At 60.3% G+C, this 16,458-nt stretch carries 20 protein-coding genes; 16 read left to right on the top strand and 4 right to left on the bottom strand.

Going from position 1 to position 16,458, the window contains the following annotated elements; translation table 11 throughout:
• Genes soxZ through F550_RS0114590 form a run of 10 tightly spaced genes read left to right on the top strand, consistent with a single transcriptional unit; the run spans position 1 to position 6,978 of the window.
• Complete coding sequence (soxZ, locus tag F550_RS0114635; RefSeq protein ID WP_018149326.1) at positions 1–321, top strand: thiosulfate oxidation carrier complex protein SoxZ; 321 nt, start codon at positions 1–3, stop codon at positions 319–321.
• Positions 318–1,103: a sulfur oxidation c-type cytochrome SoxA gene (gene soxA, locus F550_RS0114630; protein WP_018149325.1), complete on the top strand. Its 786-nt coding sequence runs from the start codon at positions 318–320 to the stop codon at positions 1,101–1,103. Before soxZ ends, soxA begins: the two co-directional genes overlap by 4 nt.
• Positions 1,100–1,444, top strand: coding sequence for a winged helix-turn-helix domain-containing protein (locus F550_RS0114625; RefSeq protein WP_018149324.1), 345 nt, complete (start codon positions 1,100–1,102; stop codon positions 1,442–1,444). The genes soxA and F550_RS0114625 overlap by 4 nt, the downstream gene beginning before the upstream one ends.
• A 53-nt stretch (positions 1,445–1,497) precedes the next feature.
• A complete protein-coding gene (locus tag F550_RS0114620; RefSeq protein WP_018149323.1) occupies positions 1,498–2,991 on the top strand; it encodes an NTP transferase domain-containing protein in 1,494 nt (497 codons plus the stop codon).
• Positions 2,984–4,015, top strand: coding sequence for a GTP 3',8-cyclase MoaA (gene moaA / locus F550_RS0114615; RefSeq protein WP_018149322.1), 1,032 nt, complete (start codon positions 2,984–2,986; stop codon positions 4,013–4,015). Before F550_RS0114620 ends, moaA begins: the two co-directional genes overlap by 8 nt.
• Positions 4,016–4,019: 4 nt before the next feature.
• Positions 4,020–4,268 carry a MoaD/ThiS family protein gene (locus F550_RS0114610; RefSeq protein ID WP_018149321.1) on the top strand — a complete coding sequence of 83 codons (249 nt, stop codon included), beginning with the start codon at positions 4,020–4,022 and terminating at the stop codon, positions 4,266–4,268.
• Positions 4,269–4,276: 8 nt separating this feature from the next.
• A complete protein-coding gene (locus F550_RS0114605; RefSeq protein ID WP_018149320.1) occupies positions 4,277–4,744 on the top strand; it encodes a molybdenum cofactor biosynthesis protein MoaE in 468 nt (155 codons plus the stop codon).
• A gap of 1 nt (position 4,745) precedes the next feature.
• The gene (gene moaB / locus F550_RS0114600) at positions 4,746–5,291 is read left to right on the top strand and encodes a molybdenum cofactor biosynthesis protein B (protein WP_018149319.1); all 546 of its coding nucleotides are present in this window, start codon (positions 4,746–4,748) and stop codon (positions 5,289–5,291) included.
• Positions 5,288–5,770, top strand: a complete 483-nt coding sequence (gene moaC, locus F550_RS0114595) for a cyclic pyranopterin monophosphate synthase MoaC (RefSeq protein ID WP_018149318.1) — start codon at positions 5,288–5,290, stop codon at positions 5,768–5,770. The genes moaB and moaC overlap by 4 nt, the downstream gene beginning before the upstream one ends.
• The gene (locus F550_RS0114590; RefSeq protein WP_018149317.1) at positions 5,767–6,978 is read left to right on the top strand and encodes a molybdopterin molybdotransferase MoeA; all 1,212 of its coding nucleotides are present in this window, start codon (positions 5,767–5,769) and stop codon (positions 6,976–6,978) included. The genes moaC and F550_RS0114590 overlap by 4 nt, the downstream gene beginning before the upstream one ends.
• Here F550_RS0114590 and F550_RS0114585 read toward each other — a convergent pair.
• Both F550_RS0114585 and F550_RS0114580 read right to left on the bottom strand, forming a co-directional pair.
• Positions 6,975–7,529 carry a c-type cytochrome gene (locus F550_RS0114585; protein WP_026180805.1) on the bottom strand — a complete coding sequence of 185 codons (555 nt, stop codon included), beginning with the start codon at positions 7,527–7,529 and terminating at the stop codon, positions 6,975–6,977. The genes F550_RS0114590 and F550_RS0114585 overlap by 4 nt on opposite strands.
• Positions 7,530–7,650: 121 nt before the next feature.
• Positions 7,651–8,217 carry a MarR family winged helix-turn-helix transcriptional regulator gene (locus tag F550_RS0114580; protein WP_018149315.1) on the bottom strand — a complete coding sequence of 189 codons (567 nt, stop codon included), beginning with the start codon at positions 8,215–8,217 and terminating at the stop codon, positions 7,651–7,653.
• 238 nt (positions 8,218–8,455) lie between these two features.
• On the opposite strand from F550_RS0114580, the gene ectA reads away from it, so the two are divergent.
• The 6 genes from ectA (at position 8,456) to F550_RS0114550 (ending at position 15,049) form a co-directional block, all read left to right on the top strand.
• The gene (gene ectA, locus F550_RS0114575) at positions 8,456–8,962 is read left to right on the top strand and encodes a diaminobutyrate acetyltransferase (RefSeq protein WP_018149314.1); all 507 of its coding nucleotides are present in this window, start codon (positions 8,456–8,458) and stop codon (positions 8,960–8,962) included.
• A 59-nt stretch (positions 8,963–9,021) separates the two neighbouring features.
• Positions 9,022–10,320: a diaminobutyrate--2-oxoglutarate transaminase gene (ectB, locus tag F550_RS0114570; protein ID WP_018149313.1), complete on the top strand. Its 1,299-nt coding sequence runs from the start codon at positions 9,022–9,024 to the stop codon at positions 10,318–10,320.
• Positions 10,321–10,326: 6 nt separating this feature from the next.
• Entirely contained in the window at positions 10,327–10,734 is a 408-nt protein-coding gene (locus tag F550_RS0114565) for an ectoine synthase (RefSeq protein WP_018149312.1), read from the top strand.
• 84 nt (positions 10,735–10,818) lie between these two features.
• Positions 10,819–12,270: an aspartate kinase gene (locus tag F550_RS0114560; protein ID WP_018149311.1), complete on the top strand. Its 1,452-nt coding sequence runs from the start codon at positions 10,819–10,821 to the stop codon at positions 12,268–12,270.
• A 95-nt stretch (positions 12,271–12,365) separates the two neighbouring features.
• Positions 12,366–13,607 (top strand): MFS transporter, encoded by a 1,242-nt coding sequence (locus F550_RS0114555; protein ID WP_018149310.1) that lies wholly within the window; start codon positions 12,366–12,368, stop codon positions 13,605–13,607.
• Positions 13,604–15,049 carry a sodium/proline symporter gene (locus F550_RS0114550; RefSeq protein ID WP_018149309.1) on the top strand — a complete coding sequence of 482 codons (1,446 nt, stop codon included), beginning with the start codon at positions 13,604–13,606 and terminating at the stop codon, positions 15,047–15,049. The genes F550_RS0114555 and F550_RS0114550 overlap by 4 nt, the downstream gene beginning before the upstream one ends.
• A gap of 78 nt (positions 15,050–15,127) precedes the next feature.
• On the opposite strand, the gene fghA is transcribed toward F550_RS0114550, so the two are convergent.
• The gene (gene fghA / locus F550_RS0114545) at positions 15,128–15,961 is read right to left on the bottom strand and encodes an S-formylglutathione hydrolase (RefSeq protein WP_018149308.1); all 834 of its coding nucleotides are present in this window, start codon (positions 15,959–15,961) and stop codon (positions 15,128–15,130) included.
• Positions 15,962–16,116: 155 nt separating this feature from the next.
• Positions 16,117–16,440, bottom strand: a complete 324-nt coding sequence (locus tag F550_RS0114540) for a hypothetical protein (protein WP_018149307.1) — start codon at positions 16,438–16,440, stop codon at positions 16,117–16,119.
• Between the last annotated feature and the right edge of the window lie 18 nt (positions 16,441–16,458).

The raw sequence follows: 16,458 nt of genomic DNA, 5'->3' as shown, positions 1-16,458 counted from the left end.
ATGGCAACCATCCGCATAGCCGCCCCGGACACCGCAAGCCGCGGCGAAATCATCGAGCTGAAGGCGTTGATCCAGCACCCTATGGAAACCGGGTATCGAAGCGGCCCTGATGGCAAGGCGATCGAACAGGACATCATCAAGAGCTTTGAAGTCACCTATGATGGCGAGACCGTTTTCGAGGCTGAGCTCAAACCCGGAATTGCAGCCAATCCGATCCTCACCTTCTACACCCGCGCCACAGCGTCCGGACCCATCGCATTCACATGGACCGGCCAGAATGGCGAGACCTGGTCCGAGACCCATGAGCTGACGGTGGAATGAAGCGCCTCGCCGCCATTTCAGCCATCCTGTCTCTTGTGGCATGCCAGCCGGACACAAGTCCGGCGCCTGCCGATAGCGCCCCCGACCCGCTCAAATCCGGCTATGACTTCCTGCAGGCGCAGACGCAGGCCCTTCAGGATGATGACTTCGCCAATCCAGGCTTCCTCTGGGTGGACAGGGGCGAGGCGCTTTTCTCCGAAGCACCTGCCGACGGGAAGGCCTGCAGCACCTGCCACAATGACGACGGCCTCTCCCTTGCGGGCGCGGCGGCTCACTATCCCCAGATCGACGAAGAGAGCGGCGACCTTGTGAATATTGAAGGCCGGATCAATCTCTGCCGGACCCGCCATCAAGGCCTTCAGCCGCTGGAATATGAAAGCGACGATCTCCTCGCGCTGACCGCCTACACCGCCAGTCTTTCGCGCGGCGCGCCAATCTCCGTCGATATCGAAGGTGCCGCAGCCAACTGGTATGCCCGCGGACGCGACTATTTCGAGACACGTCGGGGCCAGTTCAACCTCGCCTGCACCCAGTGCCATGACGACAATTGGGGCAAGAAACTGCGCGGCGATACGATCAGTCAGGGCCACGGCACGGGCTTCCCGGCCTACCGCCTCGAATGGCAATCGCTTGGCTCGCTCCACAGACGGCTGCGCGACTGCGATGCGGGCGTGCGGGCACAGCCCCGCGACTATGGCTCTGATGACTACCTCGCCGTTGAGCTCTATCTCGCCAAACGCGCACAAGGCCTGACCCTCGAGGCCCCGGGGGTCCGCAGATGACCGGCAAGGCAAAGCTCAGCGTACGTATAGACCTGCCGAATGGCGGCCGTTTCGGCCCCGGCAAGGCGGCGCTCCTGCTCGCGATCGACAGCGAAGGATCGATCAGCAAGGCCGCGGCGGCGCTCTCCATGTCCTACCCGCGCGCCCTGAAGCTTATCGATGAGATGAAAGCCGACTTCGCGCAGCCGCTTATCGCGTCATCGCATGGCGGGGCATCGGGCGGCGGCTCCGAGCTCACCGATCTCGGCAAGCGTGTCCTCACGCTCTATGGCGACGTGACCGAAACGGCTGAGACCGCCTCGATGTCATCCATCGAGGCCCTTTGCGGCCTTCAAGGTTAGAACTCGGCTGGCTTCGTTCTAAATGATGGTTTAGAACGAAACACATCGTGGCCATGCAGCAGACCTATCCTGAACATCCAGAAGACGTGCTCAGCCAATGGCTGGACTGGCGAGCCGATGGCCCGGCGGCGCTTGTCGTGGTCACTGCAATCGAAGGCGGCGCCGTGCGTGCGCCCGGCGCCCTGATGGCCGTGAATGAAGCTGGCGCAATTGCTGGCTACATCTCTGGCGGGTGCATCGATTCAGATGTCGCCCTGCAGGCCCAGAACACGCTGCGCACCGGCAAGGCCAAACAGCTACGCTACGGCGCGGGTTCGCCCTTCACAGACCTGCCGCTCCCCTGCGGCGGCGCGATCAAAGTTACGATCATTCCGGATGCCGACACCGCCAGCCTAAAGTCCGTTCGCGATCAGCTGCTGTCGCGAAAGACGGCACGGCTGGACCTTGACCCGCTGGATGGCTTCGCGCCTGTCTATGTCCCCAAGCCTCGCCTGCGCATTGCCGGACGCGGCGCCGACTGCCTCGCCCTCGCCCGCGTCGCACATGCGGCAGGACTTGATGTTCACCTCCAGCTTCGCGATGGCGAAGACGTCACCGCGGCAAAGGACCAGGGCTTCGAGCGTGTCACCCCACTTGAGACGCCGTCTGACATTCCAACCACCAATGATGATGCGTGGACGGCCTTTATCCTGATGTTCCACGACACCCATTGGGAAGGCCCGCTGCTGAAACAGGCGCTGGACGGACCGGCCTTCTATATCGGCGCTGTCGGCAGCCGGAAAACCCATGCCCGCCGCTGGGAAGCGCTGAAGGCCAATGGCGTGTCCGATGTCGCCTTTGAACGCGTGCGCGGACCGATCGGCCTCATCCCGTCCATGCGCGATGCCTCGATGCTGGCGGTTTCCGTGCTGGCGGAGATCGTCGCGGCCTATCACGACGCGCTTCGCAAAGCCTTTGCAGACACCGCGCTCATCCTTCTCGCCGCCGGACAGTCTCGCCGGTTTGAGAATGGCGACAAATTGCTGGCCAAGCTGGACGGCAAAGCCGTGCTCGAGCACGCGGCCCATCTTCTGGACGGGCAACAGACCGCCGGAAACATCGCTATCGTTGGCCCAGACGATGCACCCCGCGCTGAAGCGCTGTCGGCATCTGGCTGGCAAGTCGCCCAGAACCCGGACGCCGCCGAGGGTCAGGCCACATCGCTCAGCGTCGGTATTCGCGCCGCGCAGAAAACAGGCGCAAACGCTGCGCTCATCCTGCTCGCCGACATGCCGCACATCGACGACGCCCATCTTCACGCCCTTAAAGACGCCTTCAGGCAGGGCCGTACTGCCGCGATGAGCAAGGTCGACGGTATCCTCTGCCCGCCTGCCATCTTCCATCATTCGACGTTTGATGCGCTGACAAAGCTCTCTGGCGACACCGGCGCCAAGTCGCTCTTCAACCAGCTTTCCAATACCGCCACTGTCGATCTTGCGCCTGACCGCGCGCTGGACATCGACACGACCGCCGATCTTGATCGCGCGAAAGGACTTACGCATGCCTGACGGACATACCGCCCTGAAGCCTGCCCCGCTTATCGACCGCTTCGGACGCGAGATCAGCTATCTCCGCCTGTCGGTCACGGACCGCTGCGACCTTCGCTGCACCTATTGCATGGCAGAGCATATGACCTTCCTGCCCAAGAAGGATCTTCTCAGCCTCGATGAGATGCAGACCGTTGCCGATGCCTTCATCCGGCGCGGTGTCCGGAAGATCCGTATCACAGGCGGGGAGCCACTGGTCCGCAAAGATATCATGCGGCTTTTCGAAGGGCTGGGCGCGCGTTTGGGCGATGGCCTCGATGAGCTCACCCTCACCACCAATGCGACGCAGCTTGAAGCGAATGCCGAAGCGCTCATCGCAGCTGGCGTGCGCCGGGTGAACGTCTCGCTCGATACGCTCGATCCCGACATGTTCCACCAGATCACGCGTCGCGGCGACTATGACAAGGTCATGCGCGGCATTGAGGCAGGCGCGAATGCGGGCCTCAAGATCAAGATCAACACCGTCGCCCTGCGCCATCAGAACGCCGATGAAATCCCCAGAATGGTCGAATGGGCCCATGCCCGCGGCCATGACATGACGCTGATTGAGGTCATGCCACTCGGCCTGACCGGCGAGGATCGCTACGACCAGTACATCCCGCTTTTCGACATCCGCGACCAACTGGAACGCCGCTGGACACTGACGCCTGAAGAGGCGAACGACACCAATGGCGGCCCGTCGCGCTATGTCCGCATCGCCGAAACCGGCGGCCGCCTCGGCTTCATTACCCCGCTGACCAATAATTTCTGCGCCGGCTGCAACCGCGTGCGCGTTACGTGCACGGGCCGCATCTATATGTGCCTCGGTCAGGATGATCACATTGACCTGCGCGCCGCCCTGAGAGAAAGCGACGATCTAATGGCAGCGCTTGATGAGGCGCTGGACCGGGCCCTCATCGCCAAGCCGGAACGTCATGACTTCGCGATCGATCGTCGCAATCAGGACCCGGCCCTTGATCGCCACATGTCAGTTACAGGGGGCTGAGCCCATGGCTGATATCCTCTATTTCGGACGGCTCAGCGATGTTACAGGCACGGGCGCCGAAACGCTCGACATACCCGTGGACATTACAGACACAGCCGCGCTCCGGCGCTGGCTCGACGACGCCAAATCGGCAAATGGCGCCTTTCTCGAGGCGAGCGTCAGGCTAGCGGTGAACAGCGAGATTGTGGTCGATCCACATCCGGTCGCGCCCACCGACGAAATCGCTTTCATGCCGCCCGTAGGTGGCGGCTAAGCCTTTCCATGATCACGCTTTCCCCCGATCCTTTCCGCCCATCTGAGGCGCTTGCCGCCTTCGAGACAGCAGCGCGCGGGGCTGGCGCAATTGTCAGCTTCACCGGTCTTGTGCGGGACACCGCCTCGGACGGCGAGGTGACCGGACTTCACCTTCAGGCATACTCGCCGATGACGGAAAACGGCATCGAAACGGCCGTCTCGCAGGCCCGCGCCCGATGGCCGCTCGATGCGGTCCGTGTCATTCATCGTACAGGGGACATGCAGCCGTTCGACCCGATCGTTTTCGTTGCGACGGCGTCTGCCCATAGACGCGCCGCCTTCGAGGCCGCCGACTTCCTTATGGACTACCTCAAGACCGAAGCGGTTTTCTGGAAAAAAGAACTCACCCCGACTGGCAGCCGCTGGATAGAACCGCGCCAGCAGGATTATACCGACAGCGCCCGCTGGGCGAAGACAGACGAAGAGAGAGCCTGACATGCACGGCATCAATGAAAGCCTCGAATTTCACGCCGTCCGCATCGCCGTTCTGGTGATGAGCGATACGCGCACACTGGACACGGACACGTCCGGCTTCACGCTGGTGAAGCGGATCGAAGCGGCGGGACACATCGTTGCTGACCGCAAGATCGTGCCGGACGACAAGGCCGCCATCCGGGCGCAGGTCTCCGCCTGGATTGCCGATCCGGACGTCGATGTCGTGATCACATCAGGTGGCACGGGCCTCACCGGCCGCGATATTACCCCCGAAGCGATCACGCCGCTGTTCGACAAGGTAATCGACGGCTTCTCGGTCATCTTTCATCAGGTCAGTTTTCAGAGCGTCGGCCTCTCGACCCTCCAGTCTCGCGCGGTTGCAGGCCTCGCCAGCGGCACCTTCATTTTCTGCCTGCCTGGCTCTAACGGAGCCGTGAAAGATGGCTGGGACAAGGTCATCTCGCTGCAGCTCGATAGCCGCCACAAGCCCTGCAACCTCGTGGAGCTGATGCCCCGCCTCATGGAGCATATGGAGCCGGGCCATTGAGCGATCTCACCCATATCGGCCCCGATGGCCGCGCTCGCATGGTCGATGTCGGCGCCAAGGACGTCACCGAGCGTGTCGCGGTCGCCCATGGCCGGGTGCGGATGGACGCCGAGACTCTGAAGGCGGCGACCGGACGCGACACCAAGAAGGGCGACCCCATCTCCATCGCTGAGCTGGCCGGCATCATGGCCGCCAAGAGGACGTCAGACCTCATCCCGCTCTGCCATCCGCTGCCGCTTTCGTCGGTAAAGGTGGAGATCGAACCAAATGATGCGGGCACCGGCCTGCGCGTTACGGCCCGGGTGAAGACAAGCGGGCGTACCGGCGTCGAAATGGAAGCGCTGACGGCGGTTTCAGCCGCCTGCCTGACGCTCTACGACATGCTGAAGGCGATCGATAAATCCATGACGATTGAGGGCATAGAATTGCTGGAAAAGACCGGCGGCAAGTCGGGCGACTATCGCAAGGCAGGCTCATGAGCGGCCTGATCAGCGTCGATGAAGCGATGGCCGCGCTACAGCGCCATGCCCTGCCCCAAAGCACGGAAACGATTGAGCTCGAAACCGCCCATGGCCGACAACTGGCGGAGACGATCACCGCGGGGGTCAGCCGCCCGCCCGCTGATCTCTCCGCGATGGATGGGTACGCGGTCAGACTGGAAGATGTCCGCCAGAAAGGCGCGCGCCTGAGCGTCGTTGGTGCATCCCCGGCAGGCACACCGTTTACTGAAAGCATCACATCCGGCGAGGCCGTCCGCATCTTCACCGGCGGTGAGATTCCAGCTGGCGCCGACCACATTGTCATTCAGGAAGATGCGACACGCGACGGCGACACGATTGTCTGCGCTGAAAGCTATGACGCGTCGCAGTTCATCCGCAAGGCGGGCCGCGATTTCGATCAGGGAGACGTTCTGCTTCGCGAAGGCGTTTTTCTCGGTGCGGCAGAGCTTGGACTGCTCGCAGCCGGGAATATCGGCACCGTTGAAGTTACCCGGCGCTTGCGCATCGGCATCCTTGCAAATGGCAATGAGCTGAAGCCTCCGGGCAGTGAGCTCGGCCGCGGAGAAATCGTCAATTCCAACCCGGTGGCGCTGGCCGCGCTCATCCGCGAATGGGGCGGCGAACCGGTCGATCTCGGGATTGCAGAGGACACGCTGGACGCCATCGCCGAGCGCATCGCGGCAGCAAATGACATCGACATTTTCCTGCCTGTCGGCGGCGCGTCTGTTGGCGATCATGATTTGATGCGCCCCGCTTTCGCGGCGGCTGGCTTCGATCCTGTCTTTGAGAAAATCGCCGTGCGCCCTGGCAAGCCGACATGGTTTTCAACGCGCCAGCAGACGCGCGTCCTGGGCCTACCTGGAAATCCGGCCTCGGCGCTGGTTTGCGCGCAACTGTTTCTGAAACCGCTGATCACCGGCACGCCGCATCAGTTCGTACAGGCCACCCTGGCTTGTGACCTCACCGCGAACGGCCCGCGTGAGCACTACATGCGCGCCTTCCTGTCTTTCGGCGTGGGCGGCCAACTCATGGCCGACCCGGCACCCGATCAGGATAGCTCGCTCATAAAGCCGTTTGTGAATAGCGCAGGTCTACTGCGCCGCCTGCCGAATGCCGATGCCCGAAAACGCGGCGAGCTGGTCGACTTTCTGGTGACCAGCCCGGCGCATATTCAGTCTGAGGCCTAGCTCTCCGGCGTGTAGCCGGTTTCGCTCATGATATAGGCGATGACCGCAACGCGGTTGTCTTCGCGCGGCACGCCCGCAAAGCTCATACGGTTGCCGGGCAGGAAATTACGCGGGCTGGCAAGCCACTGGTCGAGCTGCTCCGGCGTCCATTCAAAATCGGCTTCCTGCAGCGCCTGCGAATAGTCGAAATTATCGAGGCCGCCGACCTGACGGTCGAACATGCCGTAAAGGTTCGGGCCTAGCAGCGTCGGGCCGCCTTCAGCCAGCGAGTGGCAGGACGAGCACTGCATGAAGAGGCGCTTGCCTGTCGCGTAATCGGCGCTGGCATATGGCGCGGGCAGGCTTGCAAGCTGCGCGCTCTCCTCTGCCGGGCCAGATGCGGTCTCTGCCTCCACAGGGGCCTCGGTATCCGCTTCGGCGTCAGCTTCATCCGGCGTGGACATCTCTGCAGGCGGCGTATCGGCTTCGATATCAGCCGGTTCATCCGCGCCGCCGCAAGCGCCAAGACCCGTAGCCAGAACCAGCGCCAGTGCGCTCATGCGAAATTTCATTTCGTCTCTCCCATCAACCTTTGGAACGAACAGTCATAACACTAGGCCAGCGGCCCCGGCTTGCAAAAGGAAAACAGGAAGAGGTGGCTTAAAAAGCCTGAATTGGTGGCCGCGACGGCGATCACGCTTTCTTGCCGACGGGCGGATCGTTCACATCGGCAACGTCAAGGATGGGCGATGCCTCTATCTTTTCTGCATCCAGCAGCGAAACGACACGCAAAAGCGAGGCGGTAATGCTCGCCTGTTCCCAATCTGCAAGTTTGCCAAATCGCGTGCGAAACCTGTCCTGCAGAAGATCGGGCGCGCCCTCAAGCGCGGCGAGGCCCTTGTCGGTGAGACGAACCCAGACGCGGCGACGGTCGGTCTCGCCACGCTTGCGATCAACAAGACCGTTTTCCTGCAACTTGTCGATCAGGATCGAAATTGTCGCCTGCTTGAGGTCAACGGCGCGCGCCAAGTCTCCGGTCAGCGTATCGCCTTGCGTCCGCAGCACCTGAAGCACGAGCAGTTGCGATGCGGTCAGGCCGGTCTTCTGGGCAACCGACTTCACGTTGCTGGCCGTAGCTTTGAGGACACGCCGCAATGCGACAAGTGCAACTTCCGCCTGATCCTGCATGTCCTCGCTCCACATATCTGCATGCGCCGCTGACAGGCGCAGGGAATCAAAACCTTCCGAGAGTTGCGCCATATTATCAATGATCCTTTGGTTAAAAAATATTTTTGTATCAAACAGTTCTTAGGGCTATTTTTGTCTTTATTCCGGCTTTTGAGGAACGATGTCTCTCAATCCAGTTCTTCGGCGTGCACGGGTTGACCCCGTTTGCGCCATACTTATATAGATAGTCAAACAATATTTACCAGGCAAGCGCTCGACCGGGAACTCGGCGGCGCTTTGGCCATTGTATAATTGAAGCAGGCTTGAAGACATGATCACAGACGCCGTCACAATCGAGGCACCGAAAAGCGAGGACGGCGCAGCCGTTCACGACCTCATCGCTGCATGTCCTCCGCTTGATACCAACTCGCTTTACATGAACCTGATCCAGACGACCCACTTTGCTGAGACGTGCGCGCTCGCGCGTGAGGATGGCGAGGTGATCGGTTGGGTCAGCGGGCATATTCCACCCGGCGAGCCGGATGTCTTTTTTCTCTGGCAGGTGGCCATTGGCGAAAAGGCGCGTGGCAAACGCATTCCAAAGCGCCTTGTCGCCGACATCTTCTCCCGCCCGTCCTGCAAGGATGTGCGTTATCTGAAGACCACTATAACACCAGATAATGAGGCATCATGGGGCCTCTTCAAAAGCCTCGCGCGCTGGCTTGAAGCGCCATTGAGAGACACCAAGTTCTTCGACAAGGACACACATTTCAAAGGCCGTCACGACAGCGAGATTCTCGTGACAATCGGGCCTTTTGGCCGGCCGGCCAATAGCTGAGCCGACACTTCTCGCGTTTAGAGACGCCCAAAACCAGACCAATGACAGGAGCAGAACGCATGCCGTTCACAGACACTCAGGAAGACATCTTTGAAAGGCGCGAGTCGATCGTGCGCAGCTATTGCCGCAACTTCGACGCGCTTTTCGTGAGCGCCAAAGGCTCGGAAATGACCGACGCCGATGGCGAAACCTATATCGACTTTCTCGCCGGTTGTTCGACCCTCAATTACGGTCACAACGATCCGGACATGAAGGCCGCTCTTATCGCGCATATCGAACGTGATGGCATCGCCCACGGTCTCGACATGTATACAGACGCAAAAGCCGAATGGCTGAAAGCGTTCGAGGAGAACATTCTCGAGCCGCGCGGCATGGGCGACTACAAGATCATGATGACTGGCCCGACCGGCACGAATGCCGTCGAGGCCGCCGTCAAGCTGGCCCGCAAGGTTACCGGCCGCACCAATGTGATTGCCTTCACCAACGGCTTTCACGGCATGACCATGGGCGCTTTGGCGCTGACCGGCAATGCCGGCAAGCGCGGCGGTTCGGGCACGGGTAGCGTTGGCCTGACCGGCACGACCCACATGCCCTATGCCGGCGCGTTCGGCGACGACATCGACACGCTGAAACAGATCGAGACCATGCTCGACAATCCATCCTCCGGCGTCGATGCCCCGGCGGCCTTCATCTTCGAACCGATCCAGGGCGAAGGCGGACTGAATGCCGCGTCAAAGGAGTGGATGAAAGGAATTGCAGATCTTGCGAAGAAGCATGGCGCGCTGCTCATCATCGACGATATTCAGTCGGGCTGCGGCCGTTCGGGCGACTATTTCGGCTTCGAGATTGCCGGCATCAAGCCGGACATCATCACCCAGGCCAAATCGCTGTCCGGCATGGGCCTGCCTTTCGCCTGCGTACTGATCAAGAAAGAGCACGACATCTGGAAGCCGGCCGAGCACAACGGCACGTTCCGTGGCAACAATCATGCTTTCGTGACCGGCAAGGTTGCCCTCGACAAGTTCTGGAAGGACGACTCTTTCCAGAAGGACGTCCGGGCCAAGTCGGAAATCCTCACCGAAGGCCTCCAGAAGATTATCGACATTCTTCCTGACGCACGGCTCAAGGGCCGCGGGATGATGCAGGGTATTGACGTCGAAAGCGGCGATCTCGCCTCCGACATCTGCGCCCGCGCATTCCAAAAAGGCCTCATCATCGAGACCTCCGGCGGAGACGATGAAGTGGTGAAGGTGCTCGTTGCCCTCACCGTGCCGGAAGCCACCCTTCGCAAGGGCCTCGACATTCTGCTCGAGTCCGCGCGCGAAGCATCCGACAGTACCAAAGTCGCAGCGGAGTAAGCTAGCATGATTGTACGCGACCTGAACGACCTCAAAGGCACAGACCGTGCCGTCTCTGACGCCAAATGGACATCCTACCGGATGCTCCTGGCCGATGAGAAAATGGGTTTCAGCTTCCATATCACGATCCTGGAAGCTGGCTCAGAGCACATCTTTCACTACAAGAACCACTTCGAGAGTGTGTACTGCATGAAGGGCAAGGGCTCGATCACGGATCACGGCACCGGCGAGACCCATGAGATCAGGCCTGGCGTCATGTATGCGCTGAACCTGCACGACAAGCATACGCTGCGTGCCGAGGAAGAACTGCACATGGCCTGCTGCTTCAATCCGCCTGTGACCGGCAAGGAAGTCCACCTGCCGGATGGGTCCTATGCAGCCGCCGAAGACCTTGAGGACATCAACGACGCCTGAATACCCTGTCTCCCGCAGCCTGCCCCTGGCACGAACAGGCAGGCTGCGGCTTCAACCAGACCAAATCCTAGGGGGCTTTAAGCCATGACCCACACTGTTGAAAAAATCGGCGGCACATCAATCGCCAACACGCCGGTCATCCTGGACAATGTCCTGATAAATGGGCGCGAGGGCGCTGATCTGTACAACCGTATTTTCGTCGTGTCCGCCTATGCGGGCATGACCAACCTTCTTCTGGAACACAAGAAAACCGGCAAGCCGGGCGTCTACAGCCTTTTCGCAAGCGCCGAAAACAAGTGGCAGTGGAGCGAGGCACTGACTGAGCTGTCGGCGGCCATGCGCGAAAAGAATGAGGAAGTCTTCGGCGACCATCCAGATTGCAAGGTTGCAGACAATTTCGTTCTTGAACGCGTCGAAGGCGTCCGCAACTGCCTGATCGACCTTCACCGTCTTTGTTCCTACGGCCAGTTCCGCCTTGACGAACATCTCCTGACGGTTCGCGAAATGCTGGCCGCCCTCGGCGAAGCCCATTCGGCGCACAATACGACGCTCCTGCTTCGCCAGCATGATATCAACTCGGTCTTCGTTGATCTCACCGGGTGGCGCGACGAAGAAAAGATGACGCTGGATGAGCGCATTGAAACCTCATTCCGCAACATTGATTTCTCCAAGGAACTGGCGATCTGTACCGGTTATGCAAGTTGCACCGAAGGCATGGTGAAGCTTTATGACCGTGGCTACACCGAAGTGACCTTCTCGCGGATTGGCGCGCTTACCGGCGCTGCCGAAGCGATCATTCATAAGGAATTCCACCTTTCCAGTGCCGATCCGAAACTGGTCGGTAACGACAAGGTGCTGAAGATCGGCAAGACCAATTACGATGTTGCCGACCAGCTCTCGAATATGGGCATGGAAGCGGTTCATCCGAAAGCCGCCAAGGGCCTTCGCCAGGCCGGCGTGCCGCTTCGGGTCAAGAACACATTCGACCCGTCTGACGCCGGGACGATCATCACCGATGACTTCCACCCTGAAATCGGCCGCGCCGAGATCGTCACAGGGATCAAGAACATCTACGCTTTTGAGCTGTTCGAACAGGATATGGTCGGCGTGAAAGGTTATGACGCTGAGGCGCTGAAAGCCCTGACACGCCATAATATCTGGATCGTGTCGAAGTGCTCCAACGCCAATACGATCACCCACTATGTCGACTGCACGCGTCAGTCGCTGAAACGGGCAGCAGCAGACCTTGAAGCCATGTACGAAAACGCCGAGGTGACGATCCGCAAGGTGGCCATCGTTTCGGTGATCGGTGCCAATCTTGACGTGCCCGGCATGACTGCAAAGGCGACGACAGCGCTGTTTGAGGCTGGCATCAACATGCTCGGCCTCCAGAAACTGACCCGGAGCACGGATCTTCAGACAATCGTCGCCGAAGAGGATTACGACGAGACCGTCCGCGTCCTTCACCGGGCTCTGGTGGAAGAGGATTCCGCCACCCGCGATGGTGATTCCTCGGAAATCAGAACCGCCGCCTGATGGCAAGTTCGGGGTCCGTCACCCGGCAAGAAACTGGATGGAAAGAACGTCTGGGGTCGTACCGCAACGTTCTGGCTGTCACGAGTGCTCTGACTATGCTTCAGGGCGCATCGGCTGCCCTGTCCGTGACGATCGCGCTGAGCCTGGCAAATGCCGGTGCGTCGAATGCTGGCCTTGGTCTGGTTGCGGCATTCTTCGCGGGCGGCTTCCTCACAGGAGCCTTGCTATCGCCAGCGCAGATTTCACGGATAGGGCATATCCGATCTTTCGCCTTCTTTGCCGCCATCGCCATTATTGCATCGCTCAGCTTCACACTGGGCGTTAGTCTTATGGGCTGGGCGCTTGTCCAGGGCGTCATCGGCATCTGCACGTCGGCGCTCTTCACGGCTGGTGAAAGCTGGGTCGCAGACGCTGCGCCAGCAGACCGCCGCGGTTCAATCCTCAGTTTCTATCACGTTGTCTCAAAGCTAGGCGCTGTCGGTGGCCCATTCCTGATCATGGCCGGCGCGGGTGGCGCGGGCGGCTTTCTTATCGTCGCCGTGCTCTTCGCCCTCACGATAATGCCGATAACCGCCACGCGGCAGAGCCAGCCAGAGTTGAGCACCGGCAAGCCGTTCGGCCCCCGCAGGATGTTCCGGCTGGCCCCCGCCGCCGCGATTGCAGCCTTCTGCGCTGGTGCCGTGAACAATTCGGTCGCCCAGCTTTACCCCGTCTATGCCCAGACCATCGCCCCTGATCAGGCCGCTTCTTTCGCAGCCAACTTCAACGCCGCAATCCTGGCAGGCGCCATCGTTGGTCTCTGGCCAGCAGGCATGATTTCTGACCGTATCGACAGACGCCTGGTCATAGCAGCCACCGGTCTGATCGGGGCTGTCTGCGCGCTTGGACTTGGCCTCGCAGCGGGTCTGGTGCCGCAAATTCTGATCTTCATGCTGGGATTTGGCTATGGCCTGGGCGCGCTGTCATTCTACGCGATCGCTGTCGCACATGCCGCAGACCGGGCCGAAGCCAGTCAGACAACGCCAATGATGGCTGGTATCATCGTTTTGTGGGGGATCGGGTCCATCGCCGGACCCGCCGTGGCAGGCCTCGTCATGACGCCTCTCGGTGGGCCAGGCCTCTTTTTCTATGCGTCGGGTGCCCTTGCTCTACTTGCCGCGCTCATGTTCACACGTACAGTGAATGCCGACCCTGTCGAAGAGATCGACAAGGAACCCTTCAATGCCACCCAGGCAACCAGCCTCGCCCTGTCGGACCTAGACCCACGCGGCGAGGAAGAAAATGAGCAGTTCGACCTGTTTCTAGCCTGGATGGCCTCAAACGAGAACGACGAATGATTATTGCGAGCTTTGTAGTTATCCTGATCATCTTCCTGGGCGTAGGGCTTGCCTCTGCCAGAAAATCCACCGGGGAGAGAAATGATTACTACATGGCCGGCCAATCAGTCTCGCCATGGCTTGCCGGGCTTTCTGCCGTTGCAACGAACAATTCCGGTTATCTCTTCATCGGCGTCATCGGCTATGGTTATGCAACCGGTCTATCGGCCGTCTGGCTGATGTTTGGCTGGATTGTCGGGGACTATCTCGGCTCGCTCTTCATCCACAGACAGCTGCGCAAGGCGACCGGCGTCACCAAACAAGCCTCGTTCGCCTCAGTCCTTTCCAACTGGCACGGAGAGGATTTCTCGGTCTGGCGCCGGATGGCCGCGGTTATCATGGTGATCCTGCTTGTGGTTTACGGCGCCGCCCAGATCACGGCTGGCGCCAAGGCGCTGGACGGCGTGTTTGAAGGCTTTGACTGGCGCATCGGCGCGATCGGCTCTGCCGTGATCATTCTCGCCTATTCCATTGCTGGCGGCATTCGTGCCTCCATCTGGACCGATGCGGTGCAGTCCATTTCCATGCTTGTCGCCCTCTTTGCTCTCTTCTTCGTCGGCCTTTCAGGGGCAGGCGGATTTGACGGCATGCTGGGCCAGCTGAGCACCATGGATAACGGAACGTATCTGAACCTTTTTCCTGAGAACAACGAGATCCTGATGACCGGCGTTCTGGGCATCGTTTTCTTCGTGCTTGGCTGGCTTTTCGCTGGCTTCTCCGTTGTCGGACAGCCGCACATCATGGTGCGCTTCATGGCGCTCGATGACGAAAAGAACATGCAGCGCACCCGTGCCTGGTACTATGGCTTTTTCGTTGTCTTCTACCTGCTCGCGGCAGGGCTCTCTCTGATGGCGAGATTTTACATGCCGGAAGCAGGCGACATCGATGTTGAGCTTGCCCTGCCCCGCATGGCTGAGGACCTGCTCCCCGATGTCATGGTCGGGTTGATCCTTGCCGGCATCTTCGCCGCGACCATGTCGACCGCGGACTCCGTAGTCCTCTCCTGCTCGGCCGCCATCACGCATGATTTGACGCCCGAACGCCTCGAACATCCGCTGATGCTGAAGGCAGCCACCGCTGTCGTGACGCTTGCCGCGCTCGGGATCGCGCTTCTCGACAATCAGAGCGTCTTCACGCTCGTGATCCTGTCGTGGTCGACGCTGGCCGTGGCCTTTGCCCCCCTGCTGACCCTGTATTGTCTGAACCGCCGCCTGACCGAACCTGTCGCGATCGGCCTCATGCTGGGCGGCATCGCCATTGCCCTTTTCTGGCGCTACGGCCTTGGCTGGCAGGGCGGCGTCTATGAAGGTCTGCCAGGCATTTTGATCCCGATCATCGTCGGCTGGTTCCTCTCGCGCCCTGCGACCCGCGCAGAGATCAAGGCAAGTCCGATGAGCGAGTAAGGCCCCGCATCTCTCACACTAAAAAGCCCGTCTGGATGCATCCAGGCGGGCTTTCTTGTCTGCGCTTTCGAAAGTCGCTTAGCCGTAAAGCGCCTTTGCGTGATGCATGATGTGATCATCCATGAAGGTCGAGATGAAATAATAGGAATGGTCGTATCCCGGCCGCATGCGGATCGCCAGAGACTGTCCAGCCTCACGGCATGCCTCTTCGAAGAGGCGCGGCTTCAGCTGCTCTTCCAGGAACTGGTCATCCTCGCCCTGATCGATAAGGATCGTCGTTTCGAGCTGCGTCTTCCTGACCAGCTCGCACGCATCCCACTCTTCCCAGGCGTCCTTATCGTCGCCGAGATAGGCAGAGAACGCTTTCTCTCCCCAGGGCACCTGGCTTGGTGCCACGATGGGCGAAAAGGCCGACACGCTGCGGAAATGACCGGGATTGCGCAGCGCAAGCACCAGTGCGCCATGTCCGCCCATGGAATGGCCAAAAATTGACTGCCGGCGCATGTCAGCGGCAAAGTTGGACCGGATCACGGAAGGCAGCTCCTCCATGATATACTGGTCCATCTTGTAATGCTTGGCCCATGGCTCTTGCGTCGCCGTCAGATAGAAGCCAGCGCCCTGCCCCAGATCATAAGCCTCATCATCGGCCACATCGTCGCCGCGCGGGCTTGTGTCTGGCGCCACGATCATCACACCAAGCTCTGACGCCTTGCGCTGCAGGCCGCCCTTTTCCATGACGTTGGACCAGTTGCATGTCAGTCCGGAAAGATACCAGAGAACCGGAACAGGCTCATCGCTCGACTGCGGCGGCTCAAACACGGCAAACCGCATGTTACAGCCAAGCGTCTCGCTTTCATGCTCATGAACGCTGAGATCTCCGCCAAAACTTACCCAGTCTGATACTGTGTCCAAATCTCTACCTTTCCTCGTTTGCCTATGCTGCCACATGTAACACATGTGGGCGACAAGCCCACCGCCACTACATAGGGCTTCAGGAAACGTCGTTGTGGCAGCACCGCACAATGATGCTCAAGCGCCGCCACCACGAGGCTGGCGAGACCTTGGGCCTAGCGACTGCGCAGCTCGCCATTGACCCAGATTGTCGCGCGCGTGCGCGGGTCAACGTAATAATAGCGCCGGGCGCGGTCATCATAGTAGCGCTCCCCGTGATAGCGCGCGTCATATGTATCGTACCGCTCGTTGCCATAGCGGTCGTCATAGCGCGGGTCACCATAGGGGCGGTCAGCGCGCGGACGCTCTGGGGCATCCCTGTACGGGTCGTCGCCATAATAGCCGGGTCCGGCAGGGCCGGCGGCGGGTGGCGGCGTTGCCGCGCAACCCGCAATCGCGAGTGCAGCAAACGCCGAACTGATTGTGGTGAATGTCTTCATGTTCGTTTCCTTCCATTC

The sequence above is a fragment of the Henriciella marina DSM 19595 genome (assembly GCF_000376805.1).
GTDB classification, from domain to species: domain Bacteria; phylum Pseudomonadota; class Alphaproteobacteria; order Caulobacterales; family Hyphomonadaceae; genus Henriciella; species Henriciella marina.
This window is presented reverse-complemented; position numbering and strand designations above follow the sequence as displayed.